This window comes from Tsukamurella spumae (genome assembly GCF_012396015.1).
Classification (GTDB): domain Bacteria; phylum Actinomycetota; class Actinomycetes; order Mycobacteriales; family Mycobacteriaceae; genus Tsukamurella; species Tsukamurella spumae.
In genome coordinates, this window is record NZ_JAAXOQ010000021.1 from 65,893 (window position 1) to 85,287 (window position 19,395).

20 protein-coding genes and 1 pseudogene are annotated in these 19,395 nt (G+C 71.6%); 14 read left to right on the forward strand and 7 right to left on the reverse strand.

From position 1 onward, the window contains the following. Positions 1-39: 39 nt before the first annotated feature. Both HF999_RS15585 and HF999_RS15590 read left to right on the forward strand, forming a co-directional pair. Positions 40-1,275 carry a PTS transporter subunit EIIC gene (locus tag HF999_RS15585; RefSeq protein WP_168546772.1) on the forward strand — a complete coding sequence of 412 codons (1,236 nt, stop codon included), beginning with the start codon at positions 40-42 and terminating at the stop codon, positions 1,273-1,275. Between the two features lie 5 nt (positions 1,276-1,280). Then, positions 1,281-2,444: an N-acetylglucosamine-6-phosphate deacetylase gene (locus tag HF999_RS15590; RefSeq protein ID WP_168546798.1), complete on the forward strand. Its 1,164-nt coding sequence runs from the start codon at positions 1,281-1,283 to the stop codon at positions 2,442-2,444. Here HF999_RS15590 and HF999_RS15595 read toward each other — a convergent pair. From HF999_RS15595 to HF999_RS15605, 3 genes are read right to left on the reverse strand one after another with little or no spacing between them, the layout of a single operon-like run. After that, positions 2,431-3,261: a PhzF family protein gene (locus HF999_RS15595; RefSeq protein ID WP_168546773.1), complete on the reverse strand. Its 831-nt coding sequence runs from the start codon at positions 3,259-3,261 to the stop codon at positions 2,431-2,433. The two genes, HF999_RS15590 and HF999_RS15595, sit on opposite strands and share 14 nt — an antisense overlap. Before the next feature lie 55 nt (positions 3,262-3,316). Then, complete coding sequence (locus HF999_RS15600; protein ID WP_168546774.1) at positions 3,317-4,072, reverse strand: amino acid ABC transporter ATP-binding protein; 756 nt, start codon at positions 4,070-4,072, stop codon at positions 3,317-3,319. Then, the gene (locus HF999_RS15605) at positions 4,069-5,535 is read right to left on the reverse strand and encodes an ABC transporter substrate-binding protein/permease (RefSeq protein WP_168546775.1); all 1,467 of its coding nucleotides are present in this window, start codon (positions 5,533-5,535) and stop codon (positions 4,069-4,071) included. The genes HF999_RS15600 and HF999_RS15605 overlap by 4 nt, the downstream gene beginning before the upstream one ends. 103 nt (positions 5,536-5,638) lie before the next feature. On the opposite strand from HF999_RS15605, the gene HF999_RS15610 reads away from it, so the two are divergent. The 3 genes from HF999_RS15610 to HF999_RS15620 are packed head-to-tail and all read left to right on the forward strand — an operon-like array spanning position 5,639 to position 8,182. Further along, positions 5,639-6,034, forward strand: a complete 396-nt coding sequence (locus tag HF999_RS15610) for an ArsR/SmtB family transcription factor (protein ID WP_168546776.1) — start codon at positions 5,639-5,641, stop codon at positions 6,032-6,034. Next, positions 6,031-6,516, forward strand: a complete 486-nt coding sequence (locus tag HF999_RS15615; protein ID WP_168546777.1) for an SRPBCC family protein — start codon at positions 6,031-6,033, stop codon at positions 6,514-6,516. Before HF999_RS15610 ends, HF999_RS15615 begins: the two co-directional genes overlap by 4 nt. A gap of 34 nt (positions 6,517-6,550) precedes the next feature. Next, entirely contained in the window at positions 6,551-8,182 is a 1,632-nt protein-coding gene (locus tag HF999_RS15620; protein WP_168546778.1) for an adenylate/guanylate cyclase domain-containing protein, read from the forward strand. Here HF999_RS15620 and HF999_RS15625 read toward each other — a convergent pair. Beyond that, positions 8,071-8,625 carry a GNAT family N-acetyltransferase gene (locus tag HF999_RS15625; protein WP_168546779.1) on the reverse strand — a complete coding sequence of 185 codons (555 nt, stop codon included), beginning with the start codon at positions 8,623-8,625 and terminating at the stop codon, positions 8,071-8,073. The two genes, HF999_RS15620 and HF999_RS15625, sit on opposite strands and share 112 nt — an antisense overlap. A 172-nt stretch (positions 8,626-8,797) precedes the next feature. Here HF999_RS15625 and HF999_RS15630 point away from each other — a divergent pair, with 172 nt between their 5' ends. Next, complete coding sequence (locus HF999_RS15630; RefSeq protein ID WP_246207908.1) at positions 8,798-9,118, forward strand: hypothetical protein; 321 nt, start codon at positions 8,798-8,800, stop codon at positions 9,116-9,118. 80 nt (positions 9,119-9,198) lie between these two features. Then, positions 9,199-9,396, forward strand: a complete 198-nt coding sequence (locus HF999_RS15635; RefSeq protein ID WP_246207910.1) for a ribbon-helix-helix domain-containing protein — start codon at positions 9,199-9,201, stop codon at positions 9,394-9,396. Here HF999_RS15635 and hslR read toward each other — a convergent pair. Further along, positions 9,388-9,735: pseudogene (hslR, locus tag HF999_RS15640) on the reverse strand (Hsp15 family ribosome-associated heat shock protein); the annotation flags it as partial. The gene HF999_RS15635 and the pseudogene hslR overlap by 9 nt on opposite strands. Positions 9,736-9,738: 3 nt before the next feature. After that, the gene (locus HF999_RS15645; RefSeq protein ID WP_168546781.1) at positions 9,739-9,948 is read right to left on the reverse strand and encodes a hypothetical protein; all 210 of its coding nucleotides are present in this window, start codon (positions 9,946-9,948) and stop codon (positions 9,739-9,741) included. Between the two features lie 40 nt (positions 9,949-9,988). On the opposite strand from HF999_RS15645, the gene HF999_RS15650 reads away from it, so the two are divergent. The 4 genes from HF999_RS15650 to HF999_RS15665 are packed head-to-tail and all read left to right on the forward strand — an operon-like array spanning position 9,989 to position 13,696. Beyond that, entirely contained in the window at positions 9,989-10,441 is a 453-nt protein-coding gene (locus HF999_RS15650) for a SixA phosphatase family protein (protein WP_168546782.1), read from the forward strand. A 10-nt stretch (positions 10,442-10,451) separates the two neighbouring features. After that, positions 10,452-10,883, forward strand: coding sequence for a SixA phosphatase family protein (locus HF999_RS15655; RefSeq protein ID WP_168546783.1), 432 nt, complete (start codon positions 10,452-10,454; stop codon positions 10,881-10,883). A 9-nt stretch (positions 10,884-10,892) separates the two neighbouring features. Further along, on the forward strand, positions 10,893-12,518 hold the full coding sequence (locus HF999_RS15660; RefSeq protein ID WP_168546784.1) for a dihydroxyacetone kinase family protein: 1,626 nt from the start codon (positions 10,893-10,895) through the stop codon (positions 12,516-12,518). Next, the gene (locus HF999_RS15665) at positions 12,515-13,696 is read left to right on the forward strand and encodes an acyl-CoA dehydrogenase family protein (protein WP_168546785.1); all 1,182 of its coding nucleotides are present in this window, start codon (positions 12,515-12,517) and stop codon (positions 13,694-13,696) included. Before HF999_RS15660 ends, HF999_RS15665 begins: the two co-directional genes overlap by 4 nt. Before the next feature lie 31 nt (positions 13,697-13,727). Here the strand turns inward: HF999_RS15665 and HF999_RS15670 are convergent, their stop codons facing one another. Further along, positions 13,728-15,008 carry a PucR family transcriptional regulator gene (locus HF999_RS15670; RefSeq protein ID WP_168546786.1) on the reverse strand — a complete coding sequence of 427 codons (1,281 nt, stop codon included), beginning with the start codon at positions 15,006-15,008 and terminating at the stop codon, positions 13,728-13,730. 173 nt (positions 15,009-15,181) lie between these two features. On the opposite strand from HF999_RS15670, the gene HF999_RS15675 reads away from it, so the two are divergent. From HF999_RS15675 to HF999_RS15685, 3 genes are all read left to right on the forward strand, one after another. After that, complete coding sequence (locus tag HF999_RS15675) at positions 15,182-16,645, forward strand: class I adenylate-forming enzyme family protein (RefSeq protein WP_168546787.1); 1,464 nt, start codon at positions 15,182-15,184, stop codon at positions 16,643-16,645. 45 nt (positions 16,646-16,690) lie between these two features. Continuing rightward, positions 16,691-18,520, forward strand: coding sequence for a DUF3556 domain-containing protein (locus HF999_RS15680; RefSeq protein ID WP_168546788.1), 1,830 nt, complete (start codon positions 16,691-16,693; stop codon positions 18,518-18,520). After that, positions 18,517-19,395, forward strand: an 879-nt coding sequence (locus tag HF999_RS15685) for a phytoene desaturase family protein (protein ID WP_168546789.1), incomplete at its 3' end; no start/stop codon positions are given. The genes HF999_RS15680 and HF999_RS15685, both read left to right, overlap by 4 nt.

Genomic DNA, 19,395 nt, shown 5'->3' on the forward strand with positions numbered 1-19,395 from the left:
CGTCACCCTAGTGGACTCGTCCCTCGACAGGAGCGAAAAATGAGTTCCTCATCCGGATCCGGTATATCAGCACGACGGCTCGATCTGAGCGGTCTCCAGAAACTCGGCCGCAGTCTCATGCTGCCCATCGCGGTCCTGCCCGCTGCGGGCATCCTGCTGCGCCTCGGCCAGGACGATCTCCTCGGCCGCTTCTCCTCGATGAAGACGGTCGCCGCCGTCATCGGCGGGGCGGGAAACGCCCTGTTCGCTAACCTCGGGATGCTGTTCGCGGTCGGCATCGCGATCGGCTGGGCGAAGAAGGCCGACGGTTCCACCGCGCTCGCCGCCCTCGTCGGCTACCTGTCCTTCCAGGCCGTCGAGAAGGCGATGTCCCCGGTCGTCCTGGCCGGGAAGACGGACAAGGACGGCGCCGCGGCGGTGGTCGAGTACGGCGTGCTCGGCGGCATCGTCATCGGCATCATGTCGGCGATGCTGTGGCAGCGGTACTACAAGACGACGCTGCCCGATTACATCGGCTTCTTCTCCGGCCGGCGTCTCGTGCCGATCCTCACCGCGTCCGGCGCGATCGTCGTGGGCGTGGTCATGTCCTTCATCTACCCCGCGTTCAACTGGGCGCTCACGGGTCTCGGCAATTGGGTCGCCGAGAACTCGGTCGTGGGCGGCGGCGTCTACGGCACGGCCAACCGCCTGCTGCTCCCGCTCGGCCTGCACCACATCATCAACTCGGTGGTCTGGTTCGTGCTCGGCGACTACAAGACCGCGTCCGGCACCGTCGTGCACGGCGACATCGCGCGCTTCCTCCAGGGCGACCCCACCGCCGGCACGTTCATGACGGGCTTCTTCCCGATCATGATGTTCGGCCTCCCCGGCGCCGCCCTGGCGATCTACCGCTGCGCCAAGCCCGAGAACCGCAAGGTGGTCGGCGGGATCATGCTCTCCGTCGGCCTCACCAGCTTCGTCACCGGCATCACCGAGCCGCTGGAGTTCTCCTTCATCTTCGTCGCCTGGCCGCTGCTGTTCGTGCACGCGCTCCTGACCGGCAGTTCCCTACTGATAGCGAACTGGCTCGGCATCCACCACGGTTTCACCTTCTCCGCGGGGGCGATCGACTACGTGCTCAACTTCGGCAAGGCGACCAATCCGCTCTGGCTCATCCCGATGGGCCTCGTCTACGCCGTGATCTACTACTTCTCGTTCACCTTCATCATCAAACGGCGCAACCTCAAGACCCCCGGTCGCGAGGACGAGGACCTGGACGCGGAGGCCACGGCTTGACCCCACTGTTGCGCGGCACCGTCGTCACGCCCTCCGGGGCGATCGACGACGGGGTCCTCGCCCTCGTCGACGGCGTGATCGCGGAGGTCGGCCCGGCCTCCGCGTTCCCGGCCGCGACGCTCCCGGCACCGTCGGACCGGGTGTACGTGCCCGGCATGATCGACGTGCACTGCCACGGCGGCGGCGGGTTCGGCTTCCCCGACTCCGATGCCGACGGTGCCCGCGCGGCCGCCGCGCACCATCTCGGTCGCGGCACCACGACGATGCTCGCCTCGCTCGTCTCGGCGGCGCCGGAGAAGCTGCTCGAGCGGATCGCGACCCTCGCGCCCCTCGTCGACGACGGCACCGTCGCCGGCCTGCACCTCGAAGGGCCCTTCCTGGCCCGGGAGGTGTGCGGGGCGCAGGACCCGCGGTACATCGTCGACGGTGACCCGGCGCTACTGGCGACGCTCCTCGACGCCGCGGGCGGCCGGATCCGCTCGATGACCGTCGCCGCCGAGACGGCGCACTTCGACGTGCTGGCCCAGCAGTTGTCCGCGGCCGGGGCCGTCGTCTCGGTGGGGCACACCGCCGGCGACTACGACACCGTCGCGGCCGCGCTCGGCACGCCGACCGGCCCGGTGAGCATCACGCACCTGTTCAACGGCATGCACCCGATGCACCACCGGCACCCCGGCGCGGTCGGTGCGGCGCTCGAGGTCGCGGCCGAGGGGCGCGCGGTCGCCGAGATCATCGGCGACGGCGTGCACCTCGCGGCCGGCACCGTCGCGATGGTCTTCGCGACCGTCGGGCCCGACCACGTCACGCTCGTCTCCGACGCGATGCAGGCGGCCGGGATGCCCGACGGCCAGTACTCGCTGGGGCCGCTGCAGGTCACCGTCGGGGACGGCACGGCCCGCCTGACCACGCCCGACGGGACGCCGGGCGCGATCGCCGGGGGCACCTCGTCGGTGTTCGACGTGTTCTCGCGCGCTGTCCGGTATTCGGGGGTCCCCCTCGCCGACGCGGCCCGGGCGGGCGCGACGACGCCCGCGCGGCTGCTGGGGCTGACGGATCGGGGCGAGCTCTCCGCCGGCCTGCGCGCCGACCTGCTCGAACTGTCCGCCGACCTGGACCTGCTGCGGGTGCTCCGCGGAGGTGTGGAGGTCTCCCGGCTCAGCCCAGCGTGACGGTCCCGCTGATCGTGGTGCTGGTCGCGCCGCCGATCCAGATCTCACCGTCGCCGGACGCGACGTGCACCCGGCCGCGCCGGCCGAGCGCGGTGCCCTGGGACGCCGTGTAGCGGTCCGGCAGCGCACCGGTGCCGATGAGCCACTGCGCGAGGCCCGCGTTGAGGGAACCCGTCACCGGATCCTCCGGCACGGCGAGGTCCGGGCAGAAGGCGCGGACCTCGACATCGACGTCGGCACCCGCCGGATACGCGCCCACGACGCCCACGTTCAGGTCTCCCATCGCCGCGAAGTCCGGGCGGAGCGCCAGTACGGCATCCGCGTCGCGCAGCCGCGCCGCCACCCAGCCGGGGCCGTTGTCCACCCACTGAGCGGCGACGATCTCCGCCACCGGAAGGCGCAGGCCCGCGGCGATCCGGTCGACGGTGGCCGCGTCCGCGGGCCCGGACCGGACGAGCGGCGGTGCCGCGAAGGCGAGCGCGGCGCCGCGGCGCAGGCGCACCAGGCCGGCGCCGCACTCCTGCACGACGGTGCCGTCCGCCGCGGGGACGCCGCCGTCCTCCAGCCACGCGTGCGCACTGCCGAGGGTCGGGTGCCCGGCGAAGGGCAGCTCGGCGCCGGGCGTGAAGATCCGGAGCCGGTAGTCGGCCGCCGGGTCGGTGGGGCGCAGCAGGAAGGTCGTCTCGCTGAGGTTGGTCCAGCGCGCGAACGCCGCCATCTGCTCGTCCGTGAGGTCGTCGGCGTCGTGCACCACCGCCACCGGGTTGCCCCGCGGGGGCTCGGAGGAGAAGACGTCGACCTGGCGGAAACGGTGCATGGACCCAGTAAAGCTCAGGCACCGCGCCGGCACGACCCGCGCGGGGTTCCCGCGACTACAACGGCCGCAGGATCCGGTCGAGGAACTCGCGGGTGCGGTCCTGCTGCGGGTTCCCGATGACCTCGGCGGGTGCGCCGGCCTCGAGCACCACGCCGCGGTCGACGAACAGCACCTGATCGGCCACGTCCCGCGCGAAGGCCATCTCGTGCGTCACCACGACCATGGTCCGCCCCTCGTCCGCGAGGTCGCGCATCGCGGTCAGCACGTCGCCCACCAGCTCGGGGTCGAGCGCGGACGTCGGCTCGTCGAACAGTACGACCCGCGGCCGCAGCGCCAGCGCCCGCGCGATCCCGACGCGCTGCTGCTGCCCGCCCGAGAGCTGGTGCGGGTACTTGTCCGCGTGCTCGGCCAGGCCGACCCGCGCGAGCATCTCCCGCGCCTGCGATTCGACCTCGGCCGCGGGCCGCTTCTGCACGACGACGGGCCCCTCGGTCACGTTCCGCAGCGCCGTGAAATGCGGGAACAGGTTGTGCGACTGGAAGACCATCGCGCTCTGCGCCCGGTAGCGCTTCAGCTCCGCCTTCCCCGGCGGCCCGGCGCCGAAGTCCACCGTCGCATCGCCGACGGTGACCGTCCCCCCGTCCGGCAGCTCGAGCGCGTTGAGCGAGCGGAGCACCGTCGTCTTGCCCGACCCGGAGGGCCCGATGATGACGGTGACGGTTCCCTCCGGGACCGCGAAGTCGATGCCGCGCAACACGTCCACGTCGCCGAAGGACTTGGTCAGCCCGCGGACGGAGATCAGGTCGCTCATCGCGTCACGTACCTTTCGAAGCGGTTCTCGAGGTGGGTCTGGAACACGCTGAGGACCTGGCAGATCACCCAGTAGTAGCAGGCGGCGACCACGTACATGACGAAGAAGTCGAAGGTGGGCGCCGCGGCGATCTGGGCCTGCCGGAACACCTCCGTCACCAGGATCGTGGACGCGAGCGAGGTGTCCTTGACCAGCGAGATCAGGGTGTTCGCGAGCGGCGGGGTGGCGGTGCGCGCGGCCTGCGGCAGGATGATCCGGCGCAGCGCGGTGCGGTAGTCCATGCCGATCGTGGTGGCCGCCTCCCATTGCCCGCGCGGGACCGCGCCGATCGCGGCCCGGATGATCTCCGCCGCGTAGCCGCCCACGTTGAGCGAGAAGGCGATCACCGCCGCGAAGAACGGGTCGAAGACGAGTCCGATGGCCGGCAGCCCGTAGAAGATGATGACCAGCTGCACCAGCAGCGGGGTGCCGCGGATCACGGAGATGTACGCGGTCGCGAGCGCGCGCAGCGGCCGTCGGGCCGACATCCGCGCCAGCGCGACGGCCAGCGCGATCACGAAGCTGATGGCGGTGAGCGGCAGGGTCTTCGTGACCATCGCCTTGAGGAGGGGAACCAGACTGCGCCGCACCAGGTCCCAGGTGGTGGACCGCTTCGGCGCGGTACCCTCGGCCCCGAAGTACTTCTGTGAGATCCGCTCGGCGGTGCCGTCGGAACGGATCTCGGCGAGGCCGCGGTTGATCGCGGGCATGAGCCCGGATCCCTTGCGGGCCGCGAAGACCGACTCGGACCTGTCGGGCGTCTCGGCGGCGATCGCCACCGGTGCGTCGCGGTTGACCGCGAGGTAGTTGCGGATGACGCCGGTGTCGTTGACCACCACGTCCACCCGGCCCTGCGCGAGCAGGGTGGCCGCCTCGGTGAACCCCGCGACCGGCTCGATCCGCGCGCCCGCCTGCTCGGCGACGCCGGACCAACTGCTGGTGGAACTCTGCGCCGCGAGCTTGCCCCGGATGTCGGCGAGGGACTTCACCGAGTCGTCGCCCTTGCGGACCAGGATCGACCCGGTCGCGGTGCTGTAGGGATCGGACAGGTCGTACTTGGCGGCGCGCGCGGGGCTGGCGGAGACCTGGTTCGCCACCAGGTCGAGCCGGTTCGCCTCCAGCGCGGAGAACATCGAGTCCCAGGGCGTCTCCACGAATTCCACACGGACGCCGATCTTCTCGGCGATCGCGGTGATCATCTCCACGTCGTAGCCCGTCAGTTTCCCGGAATCGTCGTGGTAGCTGTAGACCTGGTAGACGCCCTCCGTGCCCACGCGCAGGACACCGCCCACGGGCGGCACCGGGTCGGCCTGCGCCGGCAGCGGGGCCGCGACGAGCAGCACCGCCACCAGCGCGAGGACCACCCGGCGCAGCGCCGTGCGCCCGGTGCGGGCGGCGTCGGCGACGGATGCTGTTGTTCGCATGCGTCGTTCCTATCACCGAGGCGGACGTTCGTCCCGAGGACGAGCCCATTCAACCAAGGGGTTGAATAACCCGAGCCGGCGGCGTACCGTCGTATTCAATCGATTGGTTGAACATGAAGGGAGGTGCGCCACGGACGACACCGACGACCTGTCCCGCGCGTTCGCCGCGCTGGCGGACCCCACGCGCCGCGACATCGTCGCCCGGCTCTCGGACGGCGACGCCACGCTCACGGAGATCGCGGAACGCTACGACGTGAGCATCCAGGCCGTCTCGAAGCACCTCACGGTGCTCGAGAACGCCGGCCTGATCAGCAGGACCCGGCGGGCGCAGGCCCGGCCGGCCCACCTGGAGGCGGAGGTCTTCGACCTCATGAACGGCTGGATCGAGCGGTACCGCCGCCGTGCCGAGCAGCGCTACCAGCGCCTCGACGCGGTGCTCGCCGACATGAACGCCGAAGAGAACCCCACCGACACCACTGAACGAGGAGCAGCATCATGACCAGCGTCAACGCCGAGGCCGCCATCGAGGCCTCCGCCACCCTCCCCACCGTCACCATCACGCGCGACTTCCACGCCACCCCCGCGCAGCTCTTCCGCGCCCACACCGACCCGGAGATCTACACCCGCTGGGTGGGCCCGTCCGACATCGATACCGAGATCCTGCACTGGGACGCCCGCACCGGCGGCAGTTGGGCGTACGTCAGTCGCCGCGGCGACGAGCGCTACGCCTTCCACGGCAGCTTCCACGACGTCCGGGAGGACCGGATCGTGCAGACCTTCACCTACGACGACGTGCCCGACGGCGTCTCGCTGGAGACCATGACCTTCGAGGACCTCGGCGACGACCGCACCCGGCTGCGCATCGTCTCCCTGCTGGACAGCTTCGACAGCCGCGACGGCATGCTGGCCAGCGGCATGGAGAAGGGCATCGTCGAGGGATACGCGAAGCTCGACGAGCTCCTCGACGCGCGCGAGGTCTGACCCGAGCAGGGCCCGGGACCGGTACCTTGTCGGAATGAGGTTGCCTCGGTTCCGCAACGACTACGGGTCCGTCCTGCTGGGCTCCACCGACGACAGCCCCCGCACCAGCCGGGTGCGGATCCAGCTGGTGCTCACCACCGGCGTGCTCATCGCCAACGCCATCGGCGTGGGGCTCGCCATCGCACTGGCGACGGTCGGCATCCCCAGACCCGCGATGCGGTGGGACCCCTGGTGGATGCCCTTCCTGGTGATGCCGATCTACATCGGCATCGCCTTCCTCCTCGGCGTCGTGCTCGGCACGGTCCGGCTGGTCCGGTCGCTGCGCTGGTCGATCCGGGGTGAGACGCCCACTGCGCAGGAGGCGCGGGCGGCCATGACCGCGCCCTGGCGGCTCACCGTGATCCAGGCGCTGCTGTGGGCGGGCGGCACGATCGTGGTCACGGTGGGCTACGGCATCGTCGCGCCCGAACTGATGCCGAAGGTCTCCCTCATCACCGGGCTCAGCGGTGTGGTGGTGTGCGCCATCTCCTATCTGATCACCGAGTTCGCGCTGCGTCCGACCGCGGCGCGGGCGCTCGAGGCCGGGTACCCGATCGCGCGCCGCAGCCGCCTGCGGGCGCGGGCGTTCACCGCGTGGGCGGTGGGCTCGGGCGTGCCGATCGTCGGGATCGTCCTCGTCGTCGTGTTCGCCACCTTCCGCGACGACACCTCGACGATGGACATCTTCGTCGGCGTCACCGCGATCGCCGCGATCGCGCTGCTCACCGGCCCGCTGCTGACCCTGCTCAACGCCGACACCATCGTCGGGCCGCTGCGCGTACTGCGCAGCGCCCTGCGGCGCGTCCGGGACGGCGAGCACGACGTCTCCATCACGGTGTTCGACGGTTCCGACATGGGCGAGCTGCAGGCCGGTTTCAACGAGATGACCACGGGACTGGCCGAGCGCGAACGCCTGCGCGACCTGTTCGGCCGGCACGTCGGCCGCGAGGTCGCCGAACAGGCTCTGGGCTGGGGCGTGCAGTTGGGTGGCTCCGAGCAGGTGGTGGGGGTCCTCTTCGTCGACGTGGTCGGGTCGACGACGCTGGCCCGGGAGCGGCCGGCCACCGAGGTGGTGGGGCTGCTCAACCGGTTCTTCGAGGTGATCGTGACGGCCGTCGAGGAGAACGACGGCCTGGTGAACAAGTTCGAGGGCGACGCGGTGCTCGCCGTGTTCGGCGCGCCGCTCCCCCACCCGGATCCGGCCGGCGGCGCGCTCCGGGCGGCCCGGATGATCGCGGACCGCCTGCCCGCCGCGGTGCCCGACCTCGCCGCCGGGATCGGCGTGTCGTACGGCATCGTCGTCGCGGGCAACGTGGGTGCGATCGAGAGGTACGAGTTCACCGTCATCGGCGACCCGGTCAACGAGTCCGCGCGCCTGTCCGAGGTGGCCAAGCGCGACACCTCGTTGCCGGTCGCCTCCGAGCCCGCGGTCATGGGTGCCCGCGAGGCGGAGTCGCAGCACTGGCGCTTCACCGACGAACAGGATCTGCGGGGCCGCAACGAGATCACCCGGCTCTACGCGCCGCGCGCCGCCTCCGCCGCGAGCACCAGCACGTCGTCGACGAAGGTCGTCTCCCCCACGGTGAACGTGCGCGTGCCCGCCACCACGAACCCCGACTTGGCGTAGAACCGCTTCGCGCGGGCGTTGTCGTTGTTCACGCCGAGCCACAGCGGCTCGCGGCCCGCGTCCAGCGCCGCGGCGTCGAGGAGCGTCCGCGCCACCCCGGCACCGTGGTGGTCCGGATCCACGTAGAGCTTGGACAGGTAGCTCGACGGTGCGCCGCGCAGGCTCTCGGGCCCCTCCGCGAAATCGCCGTGCAGGACCAGCGCGTACCCGACCGGCCGCACGGTGCCGTCGGGTCCCGGCGCACCGTCGACCACCCAGACCCGGTGGTCCGGATCGGCGATGTGCGCGGCGAACTCGGCCGCACCGAGGTGCTGCGCGATGAAGGCGGCGATGTGCTCGCGCGGGAGCGACGGCGGGCAGGCGAGCGGGAAGGTCCGCGCGGCGAGCGCCGCCACGGCGGCGGCGTCCTGCGCCCGCGCGACCCGGGCCGGTGATGGTGTCATGGGTTCCACGGTAGAGGGTGCGGACGTACGCTGAAACGAACGGAAGGAGAGGTCGGAGACGCTCGCGTCGGCGATCGGATCGACGGGGGTCCCGCGCGGCCTCACGTCCTACGCCGACCTGGCTCGCCACCTGCGCACGGACGAGGTGCTGCGCGCGGACGCGTCCCTCTCGGTGCGAGTCCTCCGCGAGTCCGTCCTCCAGGCGCGCAGCCTGCCCAACGGTGCCGCGCTCGACGCCTTCCATCGCGAGCCTCCGGCGACGGACCTGCCGGGATGGGACACGATCCTGGCCGGCGCGGCGGTGTTCACCGGTGCGGGCCGCGTCTCGGCGGGAGTACTCGACTGGTGCGACGATCCGAGCCGCACCTGCACCGAACTCTTCGATCCGCTCGGCATCCCGCACCGGTACCGGCTCCTCGAGATGTTGCGCACTCCGGCGGCCTTCCGCGAACGTAACGTGATCCTCGCGGCCGGGAATCTCGAGGGGGTCTGACGTGCCGCTCTCCCTCACGACCGCGGACATCGAGGAGCTGCTCGCCGCACTCGAGCGCCTCCCCCGAATACATTCTCGCGATGAAGGCGATGTCGACGCGACTGTCCGCAGGAGACCTGGAAGACGCCGCGAGACTGTGCCGGCTCCTCGGCTTTACGCGCGAGGACGAGATCGAGGCGGTGATCCGCCGCTACTTCGGCGACGACCCGGCGATCTTCGGCGCGCAGGAGCTGTGGTTCGAGCGGATCATCGACGCCGCGTCAGTCCCGCCCGAGTAGCCGGTCGGTGTCGCGGCGCTCGCGCTTGGTGGGACGGCCCGCGCCGCGGTCGCGGTGCGGCATGGAGGCGACGATCTCCCGTGGCGGCGGGGGCGGACTGTGATCGATGTAGCAGGTGGCGGCCACGGGCGCGCCGACCCGCTTGGCGATCAGCGTGGCCACCTCGACGATGCGCTCGCGGCCACCGAGGCGCAGCCGCACCTCATCGCCCACCACGATGTGCTGCGCCGGCTTCGCGGTGGCACCGTTGACACGCACGTGCCCGCCACGGCATGCCGTGGCGGCGGCCGACCGCGTCTTGGTCAGCCGCACCGACCACAGCCAGGCGTCTACCCGCACGTCTCAGCGACGGCGCGTGAGCCGCGAGTACCCGACGGCTCCGAGCACACCGAGGGCCACCAGCAGCAGGAACCCGAGGCCCGTGCTGATGAAGAATCCCACCGCGACCACGACCACCGCCGGGGCGGCCATTGCGGCGACCATCCCCGGATGCTGCTTCACGACGTCCAGCGCGGCCTGCTTGCGCGCGGGATCGAGCTCTTTTCCAGCCATGTCACCAATGTACGCATTCCCGGCAGGGCAAGATCGGGGCATGACGGTGGTGGCACTCATGCGGCACGGCGAGGCGGGCATGTCGATCCCGGACGAGGCCCGGCCGATCACCGAGAACGGCAGGGACCAGGCCCGACGGTCCGCGGCGTGGCTCGCCGAGCAGGGGCTCGAGCCCGACCACGCGCTCGTCTCGTTCGCGCGGCGCACCGTCGAGACCTTCCACGCGATGGGGCTGGGGTGCCCGATGACCGCGACCGAGGAGCTGTACGAGTGCCCCGGCCGCCGGGTGCTCGACGAGATCAACGGCGTCCCCGGCGACGTGCCGGTCCTGCTGGTGGTCGCGCACTTCCCCGGCCTGCCCGAGGCGGCCGCCGAGCTCGACCCGCACGCCGAGCTGCCGGGCTTCTCGCCCGGCACCGTCGTGCTGCTGGACCTCGACGACGGCCCCGCCGCACCCGGATCGGGGCGACTGCGCGCGTGGTTCACCCCGTAGGATGTCCGATATGGACACCCTGATCCTGCTGCGGCACGGAAAGTCCGCGTATCCGGACAAGGTGAAGGATCACGACCGGCCGCTGGCCCAGCGCGGGATCCGGCAGGCGGGCTTGGCGGGCAAGGCGATCCGCCGCTACGGGCACGTGGTGGATCTGGTGCTGTGTTCCACCGCCGAGCGGGCGCGGGCGACGCTCGCGCAGGCGGCGATGGATGCGCCGGTGCGCTTCCTCCCGACGTTGTACGGCGCCACGGGCGAGCAGATCCTCACGATCGTCGACGCGGAGCGGGGCGACGCGACCACGGTACTGGTGGTGGGTCACGATCCGGGGCTCGCCGAGGCGGCCCAGCTCCTCGATCCCACCTTCACCTTCGCCAAGTTCCCGACCTCGGCCTTCGCCGTTGTCGAGGACGGGCACGCGGAGCTGCACATTCCTCGCTAACGTGGGGGCGTGACGGTACGCGCGCGCTTCGAGAACTCCGCCGGCTCCCTGTTCACCGACGGTCTGCGGGGCGTCCTCGCGGCCCATCCCGATGCCGTCTGGCACGACGCGGGCTTCGTCTCCCGCCGCACGCCGCGCGCCTCCGGTGTCGCCCTGGTCTCCGGCGGCGGCTCCGGGCACGAGCCCATGCACGTGGGCATGATCGGCGCCGGCATGCTCGACGCCGCATGCCCCGGGCTGATCTTCACCTCCCCCAACGCCGTTCAGATCGCCGCGGCGACCCGCGCCGTGGACACCGGCGCCGGCGTACTGCACATCGTGAAGAACTACACGGGCGATGTCATGAACTTCGCGGTCGCCCGGCGGCTGGTCGCGGTCGCCGATGCGCAGGGGCCCGCCGTCCGGACGGAGGTGGTGCTCGTCGACGACGACGTGGCCACCGAGGACACGGCGGGCCCCGGCCGGCGCGGCACCGCCGCCACGATCGTCGTGGAGAAGATCTGCGGTGCGGCAGCCGATCTCGGGGCGCCGCTGGCCGAGGTCGCCGAGCTGGGCCGGCGTACGGTCGCCCGGGCGAGGTCGATGGCGGTGTCGGTGTCGGCCTGCACCGTGCCCGGCGCGACCGAGCCGTCCTTCGACCTCCCCGATGGCGAGATGGCCTTCGGCGTCGGCATCCACGGCGAGCGCGCCCGGGACCAGCGGCCCGTGCTCGCCGCCGAGGACATCGTCACCGACCTGCTCGCGCGGATCCTGCCGGGCACCGGCCTGGGCTCCGGCGACCGCGCACTGGTCCTGGTCAACAACCTCGGCGCCGTCACCGATCTCGAGCTCGGCGTGCTGTTCGCCGAGACCGTCAAGCAATTGGGCGAGCGCGGGATCGAGGTCACGCGCTCGCTCGTCGGGCGCGTGATCACCGCGCTGGACATGGCCGGCGCCTCCGTCACCGTCGTCCCGCTGGACGAGGAGCTGATCCGGCTCTGGGACGCGCCGACCGCCGCCCCGGGCTGGCCGAACACCGCCACGGCACCGTCGTATCCGGACCCGCTCGCGCACGCGCTGCCCGACGATTCCGCGGACCGCGGCGAGCCGAACGTGTGGCTCTCGGACTTCGTGGGCCGCGTGCAACGCTCGATCGACGAGCTCACCGACCTCGACCGCCGGGCCGGCGACGGCGACTTCGGAACCAACATGGCCGCCGCGCTGGGCCACTTCACCCTGCCCCTGCGCGGCCCGGATTCCGATGTCCTGGAAGCGATCGCCACCTCGTACCTGGTGCGCTCGGGCGGAACCTCCGGGGCCGTCTTCGGGACCTTCCTCACCGAGCTCGGCAGGGCCCTGGCGCCCGACGGTGCCGGCTTCGCCGCCGGGGTGCGGGCCGGTCTCGACGCCGTCGTCGAGCTGGGCGGGGCGCGGGTCGGCGACAAGACCGTGGTCGATGCGCTCTCGCCCGCCGCGGATGTGCTGTCGGGCGGCGGGTCCCTGCCGGACGCCGCCGCGGCGGCCGCCCGGGGCGTGGCGGCCACGGCCGACGGCGTCGCCTCCCGCGGCCGGGCGAGCTACCTCGGCGATGCGGTGCGCGGCGTGCCGGATCCCGGTGCGCTGGTGATGTCCTGGCTGTTCGAGGCCGCCGCATGAGCGGGGTCGATGCCGAGGATTTCGCGCAGATCCTGCAGCAGGTCCGGCAGTGGGTGCGCACCCGCGTCGTCCCCCGCGAACGGGAGATCTCCGACGCCGATGCGATCCCCGACGACCTGCGCCGGCAGGCGAAGGACATGGGGCTCTTCGGTTTCGCGATCCCGCAGGAGTGGGGCGGCCTCGGTCTCGATCTCGCGCAGGACGTCGAGCTCGCGATGGAGCTCGGCTACACCTCGCTAGCGGTGCGGTCGATGTTCGGCACGAACAACGGCATCGCCGGCCAGGTGCTGGTGAACTTCGGTACCGCCGAACAGAAGTCGGCGTGGCTGGAACCGATCGCGTCCGGCGAGGTCGTCGCGTCCTTCGCGCTGACGGAGCCCGGCGCGGGGTCGAACCCGGCGGGCCTGCGCACCCGGGCCGTCCGGGACGGCGCGGGGGTCGACGCCGACTGGGTGCTCGACGGCGAGAAGTGCTTCATCACCAATGCGCAATCGGCGGACCTGTTCGTGACCTTCGCGCGCACCCGCCCGGCGGCGGCCGGCGCCGGCCCGGGCATCGCGGTGTTCCTCGTCCCCGCGGACGCCCCCGGGCTCACCGTCGCGCCGCACGACGAGAAGATGGGCCAGCAGGGCGCCTGGACCTCGAATGTCTCGTTCAGCGGTGTGCGCGTCCCGGCATCCGCCCTGGTTGGCGCAGACGAGGACGGCGGCTACCGGGCCGCGATGACCTCGCTGGCCCGCGGCCGCGTGCACATCGCGGGCCTCGCGGTCGGCACTGCGCAACGGGCACTGGACGAGTCCCTGCGGCACGCGGCGATCGCGACGCAGGGCGGCACACCGATCGGCGACTTCCAGCTGGTCCAGGCGCATCTGGCGGACATGCAGACCGGAGTCATGGCGGGCCGAGCCCTCGCCCGGGACGCCGCCGCGAAGTGGGTCTCCGGCGAGGACCGGCGGATCGCGCCGTCGGTCGCGAAGCTGTACTGCACCGAGATGGTCGGCGACGTGGCGGACCGCGCCGTGCAGATCCACGGCGGCGCGGGCTACATGCGCGAGAGCACGGTCGAGCGGATCTACCGCGACGTCCGGTTGCTGCGCCTCTACGAGGGCACCTCCGAGATCCAGCGGCTGATCATCGGCGGCGGCCTCGTCCGCGGTGCGAAGAAGGAGTTCGGCTGACCGATCGGGCGTCGGCCGCTCGACGAACGGTTCAGCGCCAGTGCGGTCCGGTGATCGTCGGGAACCGCCGGCACAGCAGCAGGGCGATCTCCACGTCGAGCCGGCCGTCCTCGAGCGGCCGGCCGCGGCGCTCGACGGCCTTGCGGACCCGGTACTTCACCGTGTTGGTGTGCAGGTGCAGCAGCGGCGCGGCGGCGGTGAAGCTGGAACCGGCCTCCAGGTAGACCTGCAGCGAGTGCCGCAGGTGCGCATCCGATTCGGTGGGCTCGGCGAGCGGCCCGAGCACCTCGCGCACCCAGACATCGGCCGTGGACAGGTCTCCGCCGAGCATCGCCGCGATCGCCACACCCGTGTCGTCGGCGGCGACGGTCACGCGCTCCTCCCCCGCGGCGCGCAGCGCCACCGTCCTGGCATCGGCCGCGAGCTGGTGCGAGCGGACGAAGCCCGCGACACCACGACGGGGCGAGCCGATCGCCAGCGACGGGGCCTGGCCGTCCGCGGCGGCGAACCGCCGGAGCGCCTCCACAGCACCGTCGGAAGCCTCGGCGGACAGCGGGATCCACCCCCAGGCCGTCTGCCGGTCGTGCGCCATGAACAGTGGCGTCGAGACGGCGCCGAGCTGCTTCGCCGCGAGGTGCAGGAAGCGTTCCATCCCGATCAGCTCGCCGCGCTCGAGCGCCGGCTGCGGGTACCAGGCGATGACGGCGAGGCTGTGCTCGCGCAGTGGGTACCGCAGCGCGGAGCTCCAATCGTCGACGCTGCGGGATTCCGCCCCACCGGCGAGGATCCGCCGGATCTGCTCGCCGCGAATCCGCTCGCGGCCCTCGCGCCACCGGTCCAACTCCTGCCGGTAGACCTCGACGACCTGCTCGGAGATCCAGTCGATGTACTGCGAGGTGGCGGTGAAGGTGGCCTCGAAGACCTCCAGCGCGGTGTCGGCGTCGAGCCCGCCCGCCCGCACCTCCGCGAAGACCAGGCGCAGCAGCTCCTGCTGGCCGAGGCGGTACGCCCGGACCAGGGCGTTGGGGGTCACGTCGTGCTGTGCGAGCCGCCGCGCGTATTCGACCGCCGCGACCGGCGCGGTCACGCCGGCCACGTCGATGCCGTGCCGGATCGCGGCGAAGATCGTCGTGATGTTGCCGTCGACGCTGGCGCGGAGCAGCTGGACCAGCTGCGCGTCGCCGCGCAGTTCCGGGATCTGGGCGAGGATCACGTCCCGGACCGCGTCGGTGACCTCCGCGGCACGGGGCTCCATCCGCACGATCACGGCCGACGCGGCGGCGGACGCGCTGGAGTCCTCGGTATCCGGCATGGCACCGAGCGTATCGATCGATCCCACGCCCGATCACGGTTCGCCGACTTCCGCCGTTGTTCGTCGCGGACAACGCGGCGGGAATCGTTGGCCGCCGCGGACGATGTGACGCCGATCACGCGCACCTAGGTTTCGAGGTGCAGCATTTCCCGTCCCCCGAGAGGGCACCCCCGATGCACTTCGCGCTCCTCCCCGCTCACCGGGCCCGCACCGCACCGTCGGACATGGCGATCGCCGACGACGGCCGAGCCCTCGACAACACCGCCTTCGACCAGGCGGTATCCCGCGCAGCCGCCGCCCTCGCCGCCCGCGGTACGCGCCGGGGCGACGTGGTCGCGGTCCTCCTCCCCAACACCGCCGACCTCATCATCACCTTGTTCGCCGCGTGGCGGCTCGGTGCGGCCGTCACCTCGATCAACCCCGCCCTCACCGCCGACGAGGTGCGGTACCAGGTGACGGACGCGGGCTCGTCGGTGTTGGTCACCGACAACGAACCCGACGTCGATCTCGGAGCGCCCGCACTCCTGACCCACGATCTGCGTGCCGACGGGGCGCACCCCCGGACCGACGCGCACGCCGACGACCTCGCCCTCCTCATCTACACCTCCGGCACGACCGGCCGCCCCAAGGGCGTTCGCCTCGACCACGCCAACCTGACCGCGCAGTGCACCTCGGTGGCGCAGGCGTTGGGGCTCACGCCGGCCGATCACAGCCTGCTCATCCTGCCGCTCTTCCACGCCAACGGGATCATCGTGGGGACCCTGTCGCCGTTGCTGGTCGGCGGGCGCACGACGGTGGCCGGCCGGTTCCGCCCGGAGACCTTCTTCGAGCAGGTCCGCAGCGCGCGCCCCACCTACTTCTCGGCCGTCCCGACGATCTACCAGATGCTCGCCGACCTTCCCGCCGACGTCCGGCCGGACACCTCCTCGATCCGGTTCGGCGTCTGTGGGGCCGCACCCGCCAGCGTCGAACTGCTCGCGAAGGTGCAGCGGCGCTACGGATTCCCACTCGGGGAGGGGTACGGCCTCTCCGAATGCACGTGCGTCGCCACCGTCAACCCGTTCGACGGCGTGCGCAAGCCCGGCACCGTCGGGCCGCCGATCCCCGGCGTGCAGGTGAAGGTGGTCGGTGCGGGCGGCGCGGCGCTGCCGGCCGGCGTGCCGGGCGACGTGCTGATCGCCGGCCCGAACGTGATGCGCGGCTACCTGAACCGGCCCGAGGACACCGCGACGACGCTCGTGGACGGCTGGCTCCGTACGGGCGACATCGGTGTCCTCGACGACGACGGCTACCTCACGCTCGTGGACCGGGCGAAGGACATCATCATCCGCGGCGGCGAGAACATCTACCCCAAGGAGATCGAGTCGGTGGTCTACCAGCTCCCGGAGGTCGCCGAGGCGGCGGTCGTGGGCCGGCCGGACCCGAAGTTCGGCGAGGTGCCGGTCCTGTTCGTCGCCTTCACCGACGGTGCGGCCCTCGAGTCCGCGGAGATCCTCGCCCACGCGGCGGGCAGGCTCGCCAAGTACAAACTGCCGGTGGAGATCACGACTCTCCCGAGCCTTCCCAAGAACGCGGTCGGCAAGCTCGACAAGCCCACGATGCGCAGGCGCACCGCGCCCCCGGTCGCCGCGCCCTAGCAACCTCGCATCACCCCACCCACCACCCGACCAAGGAGAGTCATCATGGGATTCAAGGATCCGGTGTTCCCCGCAGTGGAACCCGAGGAATTCCTCCAGCGCCCCCTCATGGAGCGCATTCGCGTACTCAGCACGCAGTGGGCCGAATTCGGTTTCGGCACTCCGTACATGGTCCACGTCATCTACGTGCTCAAGCTGTTCGTCTTCTACGGCCTCGGCGGCGTAGCGCTGGCCACGCTCACCTCCGGGATGCAGCCCTTCGCCCTGGGCGAATGGTGGAATCAGCCCATCGTGTACCAGAAGCTGGTGCTGTGGACGGTGCTCCTGGAGGCGATCGGCGTCGCCGGGTCGTGGGGCCCGCTCGCCGGCAAGGCGAAGCCGATGACCGGCGGGATCCTGTTCTGGGCTCGCCCCGGCACGATCCGGCTACGCCCGTGGAAGTGGGTCCCGGGCACGAACGGCAACCGCCGCACCGCTTTCGACGTCCTCGTGTACCTCGCGCTGCTCGTCTCGCTCGTGGTGGCCATCGCTCTCCCCGGCGTGCCGGGCCTCGGCGGGTTCGACGGCGCGATCGCGGCGCTCGGCATCGACGCCTCCCACGGCCTGATGCGCCCGGCGCTGCTGATCGCGCCGATCGCCCTGCTGATCCTGATCGGCTTGCGGGACAAGACGATCTTCCTCGCCGCGCGCGGCGAACAGTACCTGCCCCCGATGCTCGCCTTCGCGCTCCTGCCGCTGTTGTTCGGCGACCACGGCTTCGTGAACATGATCATCGCGCTCAAGCTGATCATCGGCGTGGTGTGGATCGGCGCGGGCATCTCCAAGTGCAACCTCCACTTCGCCATGGTCATCCCACCCATGGTCTCCAACAGCCCGCTCGTGCCCGGCAGCTGGTTCAAGAAGTTGCAGTACACGGACTTCTCGCGGGACATGCGTCCGTCCACCGTCGCGCGGTTCATGGCACACGGCCCCGGCGTGGTCATCGAGACCATCGCGCCACTGATCCTGCTGTTCTCGACCAACCGCACCGTCACCGTGGTGGCCGCCGTGTTCATGTGTCTCTACCACCTGTTCATCGTCTCCACCTTCCCGCTCGCGGTGCCGCTGGAGTGGAACCTGCTGTTCGGCTACACCGCGATCTTCCTGTTCATCGGCTTCCCCGCCGGCAGCGGCTACGCACCGTGGGACATGACTCCCGCCTGGCTGGCGATCATCATCGCCGCGGGGCTCGCCTTCTTCCCGGTCCTCGGGAACCTCCGCCCGGACAAGGTCTCGTTCCTGCCGTCCATGCGCCAGTACGCCGGCAACTGGGCCTCTGCGGTGTGGGCCTTCGCCCCGGGCGCGGAGGAGAAGCTCAACCGCGTGACCCGCTCCGCCCCGAACCAGATCGACCAGTTCATCGCGGCCGGCTACCCGCCGCTGTGGGCGGAGATCACGCTGCAGATGACGATCGGCTGGCGGTCGCTGCACAGCCAGGGACGCGGCATCTTCTCGGTGCTGCTGGCCACCCTGCCCGACATCGACAGCCGCACCGTCCGCGAGGCGGAGTTCCTCAGCAACTCGATCCTCGGCTTCAACTTCGGCGACGGTCACCTGCACAACGAGGACATGATCAAGGCCGTGCAGGACGAGGCGCGGTTCGAGCCCGGCGAGTGCGTCGTGGTGTGGGTCGAGTCGCAGCCGGTGCACAAGAAGACGCAGGCGTACAAGGTGATCGACGCCGCCCTGGGCGTCGTGGAGGAGGGCGTCTGGAACGTGCACGAGGTCGCCGCGACGCAGCCCTGGCTGCCCGACGGTCCCGCCCCGCACACTCCCACCTGGTCGACGATCCGCACCGGCACGCCCAGCGGTGATCGGCCGGCGGTCGGAGCATGAGCACCGCCACCGTCGTCGGCTCCGGCCCCAACGGCCTCGCCGCCGCGATCACCCTGGCCCGTGCGGGGGTGGACGTGACGGTCCTGGAGGCGGCCGCCACCGTCGGCGGTGGCACCCGGTCCTACGAGGGCATCGCGCCCGGCCTGATCCACGACCACTGCGCCGCGATCCACCCCATGGCCGTGGGGTCCCCGTTCCTGAACTCGCTGGACCTGGCCCGGCACGGACTGCACTGGCTCGACACCGAGATCGACTGTGTACAGCCGCTCGACGACGGCACCGGCGGGGTGCTGCGGCGGTCCGTCGCGGAGACCGCCGCCGGGCTCGGGGCCGACGGTGCGCTGTGGCGGGGACTGTTCGCCGGCACCGTCGAGAACATCGACAAGGTCGGGCCGGCGATCCTCTCGCCCCTCCTCCGCGTCCCGAGGCACCCGATCCACCTGGCCCGGTTCGGCGCTCCGGCACCGCTTCCCGCCTCCGCGCTCGCCCGGGCGTTCCGTACCCCGCAGGGCCGCGCACTGTGGGGCGGTATCGCCGCGCACACCTTCCGACCCCTGCACCAACCGATGACCTCGGCCATCGGTCTCGGCCTGCTCTCCGCCGGCCACGCCTTCGGGTGGAAGGTCGCGGCCGGCGGCTCCGGGGCGATCGCAGCCGCGCTGGCCGCGGAACTCACAGAGCTCGGCGGACGAATCGAGACCGGTGCCCGCGTCACCTCGCGCAACGACCTACCACCCAGCGACCTCACCCTGTTCGACCTCGACCCCGCACAGGTCGCCCGCATCCTCGACGACGCCCTACCACCCCGAATCCACCGCGCCTTCACCAGATTCCGACGCGGACCCGGCGCCTTCAAAGTCGACTTCGCCGTCCAC